Source organism: Micromonospora sp. NPDC051296 (assembly GCF_040682255.1).
GTDB classification, from domain to species: domain Bacteria; phylum Actinomycetota; class Actinomycetes; order Mycobacteriales; family Micromonosporaceae; genus Micromonospora; species Micromonospora craterilacus.
Map to the genome: position 1 here is coordinate 1 of NZ_JBFBAO010000444.1, position 5,091 is coordinate 5,091.

Here is a 5,091-nt window from a genome sequence, read left to right on the forward strand (position 1 = left end):
GCTGCTCAAGGACGCGCCCGTGGTGGTGCTGGACGAGGCCACCGCCTCGACGGACCCGGAGAACGAGGTCTCCATCCAGCAGGCGGTGGCGAACCCGGTCGCGCCCTGGCCGACCGCCCGGACCAGGTCGACGGTCGAGGAGACCGCCGCGTGCGCGGGCACCCGGGTGTGCAGCAGCTGGTACGCACCGATCCGCAACGCGTCGCGTACCGGTGGGTCGATCCGCTGCACGTCCCGGCCGGCCGCGGAGGTGAGGATCGCGTCGAGGGTGCCGAGGTGGCGCAGCGTGCCGTAGGTCAGCTCGGTGGCGAAGGCCGCGTCCCGGCCGGTCAGCCCCTCCTCGCGCAGGATAGCCGGCAGCACCAGGTTGGCGTACGCGTCGTCGCGGTGCACCGCCGCGACGGCCTCGTACGCGGCGTACCGCGGACGGTCCATCGCCGGACGCCCCACGCGCGGGCCTCGGCGGTCGAACCCCCGCCGGGGTGCGGTGTCCCTGGTGTCCCTCACGCCAACTCCTCCCCCGCGCTGACCCGGGCGCCGCGCGCCCAGTCGGTCGCCGCCATGGCCCGCTTGCCCGCCGCCCGCACCTCGCCGAGCCGGACCGGGACGGTGGCCGTGCCGGCCAGCACCCGGGCCTTCTCCACCAGCAGCTCGCCGGGCTTGAGGGCCGGGGCGTCGGGGGCCGGGGTGACCGGGCCGAGCTTCACCCGCTCGCCACGGAAGGTCGTCCACGGGCCGGGTGCCGGGGTGCAGGCGCGGATCCGGCGGTCCACCGCGAAGGCCGGGTCGGCCCAGCGGACCCGAGCATCCTCGACGGTCAGCTTCGGTGCCAGGGACACCCCGTCGGCGGGCTGCGGCTCGGCCCGCGCGGTGCCGTCCTCCAGCGCGTCGAGGACCGCCACCAGCAGCCCGGCACCCGTGTGCGCGAGCCGCTCCAGCAGGTCGCCGGAGGTGTCGGCGGGCCGGATCTCGTCGGTCAGCGTGCCGTAGACCGGCCCGGTGTCCAGCCCCTCCTCCAACTGGAAGACGCTGGCCCCGGTCAGCTCGTCACCGTGCAGCACCGCGTGCTGCACGGGTGCGGCGCCGCGCCACGCGGGCAGCAGCGAGAAGTGCAGGTTCACCCAACCGTGCCGAGGGATCGCGAGCGCGACCGGCGGCACCAGCGCGCCGTAGGCCACCACCGGCACGCAGTCCGGGGCGAGCGCACGCAACCGGTCCAGGAACTCCGGCTCGCGCGGCCGGGCCGGGGTGAGGACCTCGATGCCACGTTCGTCGGCCCAGGCACCCACCGGGGACCGGACCAGGCCCCGGCCCCGCCCGGCCGGCGCGTCCGGTCGGGTGACCACGGCGACCAGCTCGTGCCGGGAGGCGGCCACGGCGGCCAGCGGGGGAACGGCGACGGCCGGCGTACCGGCGAAGATCACACGCACCCGGTCACCGCCCCAGACCGAAAGGGCTGCCGGCGGCGTGCGGGCTCAGCTTGACCGTGGGCGGGGCGGCGACGTCGTACCACTCGGCCTGCCGGATCGCCTTCATCGCCTCCTTGCGGCCCGCCGGGTCCAGCCGGTCGATGAACAGCACCCCGTCGAGGTGGTCGGTCTCGTGCTGCACGCAACGCGCCATCAGGCCGGTGCCGACGATCTGCATCGGGTCGCCATAGCCGTTGAAGCCCTTGGCGATCACGTTCTGCCGGCGCTTGGTGTCGAAGTACAACCCGGGGATGGACAGGCAGCCCTCCGGGCCGTCCTGCTCCTCGGCGTCCGGAAACTCCAGCACCGGGTTCACCAGGTGGCCGACCACGTCGTCCACGTCGAAGGCGAACACCCGCAGGCCGACGCCGAGCTGCGGCGCGGCGAGACCCGCGCCGTTCTGCTCACGCATGGTGTCGGTCAGGTCGGCGATGAGCTTGCGCAGCTCGACGTCGAAGTCGACCACCGGATCGGCCGGCGTGCGCAGCACCGGATCCCCGAACAAACGGATGGGCTGGACGGTCACGCGGGTCGACTCCTTAGCGGTGGGACAAGGCCGTGGCCGTACCAGTCTACGGAGTGCCCGGAGCCGTCCCGGCCGGCGCACCATGATCGACGTCCGGCGCCGGCTCACCCACCGCGATCGGAAGGCTGTCGTACCCGCGCAGGGTCAACCGGCTCCGCCGCCGGGGCGTGCCGGCCGGGGCCAGCCCGGGCAGCCGGCGCAGCAGCAACGGGACGGCGACCTGCGCCTCCAGCCGGGCCAACCCGGCACCGAGGCAGTAGTGCGGGCCGGCGCCGAAGGAGAGCGGGGCCAGCTGCGCCCGCCACGGGTCGAAGCGCTCGGGTGTCGGGTAGCGCCGAGGATCGCGGTTGGCCGCGCCGAGCAGCAGCAGGATCCAGCTGCCGGCGGGCAGCTCCGCCCCGCCGACCCGGACCGCCTCGCTGCTGGTCCGCGTGGTCAGCTGCACCGGCGAGTCGTAGCGGAGCAGCTCGTCCACGTACGCCGGGGCGTGCTCCGGATGCCGGCGCAGCACGTCGGCCGCCCCGGGGTGCGCCAGCAGCACCGAGAGTCCGTTGCCCAGCAGGTTGGTGGTGGTCTCGAAGCCCGCGACGAGCAGTATCACCAGGTTGGCCAGCAGCTCCTCGCCGGAGAGCCGGTCGCCGGCGTCGTGCGCCTGCACCAGGGCGGTGGTCAGGTCGTCGGCCGGCTGCCCCCGCCGGGCGGCCACCAGCTCGGCGAAGTAGCCGCGCAGCTCGGTGGCACCGGCGTCGGCCACGGCCAGTTCCGCCGGGGTGATCTCGGGCTCCAGGATGCCGGTCAGGTCGGCCGCCCAGCGCCGGAACAGCGGGCGGTCGGCGGTGGGCACGCCGAGCAGCGCGCAGATCACCCCGACCGGCAACGGATAGGCGAACTCGGCCATGAAGTCGACCGGTGTGCCGTCCCGGCCGGCCGCCGCCATCGTGTCAATCAGCTCCTCGGCCTGCCCGGCCACCACGTCCCGCATGGCAGCGATCCGGCGTGGGGTGAAGGCTCCGGCGGCGAGCCGGCGCATCCGGCTGTGATCGGGCGGATTGGTGCGCAGCATCGACCGGGCGATCGAGGACACGGCGGGGCTGTCCCGCCAGGCCGGCAGGAGCTCGTCACGCAGGTGGTCGTCCAGCACCTGGATGCGGGCGTCCCGGAGAAGCTCGTCAGCCTCGGCGTAGCCGGTGACCACGTACATGTTCGGACCGGCCTGGACCACCGGCCCGTGGCCACGCAGCCGCTCGTACACCGGGTACGGGTCGACGCGGCCCTGCGAGGACATGAGCACAGCGAGCGCCTCGGCGACATCCATGGTGGCCTCCTCGGTGTCCCGGCGGCTCCATCATGCCCGCGCGACGCCAGCGCGGCTGTCCGGGGCCGCCGCCGGCCGCGGCGGCAAGGCCTCAGCCGGCGGTGCCGGACTCCCCCGCCAGCACCGCGTCGCCGGCGAGCAGCGCGTGCTCCGGCAGCGGCAGCCGGATGTCGTGGGCCGCCTCCCAGTCGTGGATCAGGCTGGGGCGGGCCTGCGCGGCGAAGTAGTCGATCGCGCTCATCCCGCCCACCACCGGCTCGTCGACCTCGGCGACCAGCCGGCCCGGCACCAGCCGGAACCCGTTGCGCAGCGCCGCGCTGAGCCGGCGGTGCCCGTCGACCACGAAGAAGTACTCGCCGGTGAAGCCGATCTCCAGCGGCTCCAGCCCCGTCTCGCCGGCGTCGGCGACCTCACCGACGAACGTCGAGTCCCAGAGCCCGCGCAGGCCCGCGCTGTCCTCGGTCGGGTAGACCCGCGCCGGGTCCAGCAGCAGCAGCGGCGGCGCACCGCGCAGCACGTCGGGCGCGAGCCGGCCCCCGTACGCGTCGATGATGCGTTCGATCACCTCGTCGGCCGGGGCCCGGGTGGTGTCGCAGATCAGGTCGTAGTTGCGCAGCCGGGCCTTGTCCACGCCGTACCGGATCAGGAACCGGCCGCGCTCGCTCTCGCTGCGCTCCCTGAGCTTGGCCTTGGCCTCCTCCTGGGAGATGTAGCTCTCCGCCGGGCCGGAGGGGCGCAGCAGCACCCGGCGGGCCGCCTCAGCCGGCTCGGTGATCATGTGCACCTTGAGCGCGTCGGTGAAGAAGTGCCAGGCCAGCCGGGAGTCCATGACGAGGCTCTCGCCGGAGGCGGCGATGTCGCGCTGAAGCTGGTCGACGTAACCGTCGACGGCCTGGTCCAGCTCGGCGTGCAGGTTGAGCTGAAGCGCGGTCATCTGCCGTTCCTGGGCCATCTGCCGGTAGAGGTCACCGACGCTGACCCGGCGCAGCCCGAGCCGCTCGGCGATCACCACCGAAACGGTGCTCTTGCCGCTGCCCAGGTCACCGTTGAAGACGATCGACTGACGAACGGTCACGACTGTCCACCCCTGATCACCGGCTGATTGAGATCGTCGATATCGCGCCAGACCCACGCGGTCCCGCTGTCCTGCGACAACTCCAGCTCGGCGCGTCTGACGCCGCGCCGCGACCCCGCAGCCGTCGTGCGCCCCAGCATGACGGGCGATGCTATCACCTTTGCCGCGGTGCCCCCGAAGACGCGGCCCCGGGTGGGCGCGCCGACACAAGACATCACGAGATCATCGCATATGGCGACGTATGGGGTCCTGATCGACACTCACCGTCACGGAACGGCGTCAGAACAGCGCGAGCGGGTCGACCTGGAGGCGGACCGGGTCGGCCGCCTTGCGGGCGCTGCGCACGCCCGCCGCCGTGTGCAACGCCTCGGCCAGGGCCGCCGCCCGCGCCCGGGGCACCCGCACCAGCATCCGTTCCCGCTCCCCGTCGGCCGGCACCGGGCCGAGCAGTTCCGCCCCGTCGGGCAGCCGCGTCTGCGCCAGCAGGTCGGCCACGGCGGCCGGCGGGCCGGTCACGCTGGCCATCCGTACCGCCGGCGGGAAACCCAGCTCCCGGCGCTCGGCCAGCTCACGGGCGGCGAACCAGCCCGGGTCCCAGCGCAGCAGCGCCTGCACCGGCGCGAGCGCGTCGTCGGCGACCACCACCACCCGGCCGCCGGCCGCGGCCGGCCGGGCCAGCGCCGCCGCCGCCGACCAGCGGCGCAAC

Annotated in this window: 6 protein-coding genes and 1 pseudogene; all 7 read right to left on the reverse strand. The window is 74.3% G+C overall.

Annotated elements, in window-relative coordinates; genetic code table 11:
- Nucleotides 1–507 (reverse strand): transcription antitermination factor NusB (locus AB0M52_RS30340; protein WP_363960829.1); only part of this gene is annotated, 507 nt, incomplete at its 3' end.
- The gene (fmt, locus tag AB0M52_RS30345; protein ID WP_363960831.1) at nucleotides 504–1,430 is read right to left on the reverse strand and encodes a methionyl-tRNA formyltransferase; all 927 of its coding nucleotides are present in this window, start codon (nucleotides 1,428–1,430) and stop codon (nucleotides 504–506) included. The genes AB0M52_RS30340 and fmt, both read right to left, overlap by 4 nt.
- A 4-nt stretch (nucleotides 1,431–1,434) precedes the next feature.
- Nucleotides 1,435–1,995 carry a peptide deformylase gene (def, locus tag AB0M52_RS30350; RefSeq protein WP_363960833.1) on the reverse strand — a complete coding sequence of 187 codons (561 nt, stop codon included), beginning with the start codon at nucleotides 1,993–1,995 and terminating at the stop codon, nucleotides 1,435–1,437.
- Nucleotides 1,996–2,041: 46 nt separating this feature from the next.
- Nucleotides 2,042–3,310 (reverse strand): cytochrome P450, encoded by a 1,269-nt coding sequence (locus tag AB0M52_RS30355; RefSeq protein ID WP_363960835.1) that lies wholly within the window; start codon nucleotides 3,308–3,310, stop codon nucleotides 2,042–2,044.
- Between the two features lie 91 nt (nucleotides 3,311–3,401).
- Entirely contained in the window at nucleotides 3,402–4,385 is a 984-nt protein-coding gene (locus AB0M52_RS30360; protein ID WP_363960837.1) for an AAA family ATPase, read from the reverse strand.
- Nucleotides 4,382–4,525, reverse strand: coding sequence for a hypothetical protein (locus AB0M52_RS30365; protein ID WP_363960839.1), 144 nt, complete (start codon nucleotides 4,523–4,525; stop codon nucleotides 4,382–4,384). Before AB0M52_RS30365 ends, AB0M52_RS30360 begins: the two co-directional genes overlap by 4 nt.
- Nucleotides 4,526–4,664: 139 nt before the next feature.
- Nucleotides 4,665–5,091, reverse strand: a pseudogene (locus tag AB0M52_RS30370) (primosome assembly protein PriA); the annotation flags it as partial.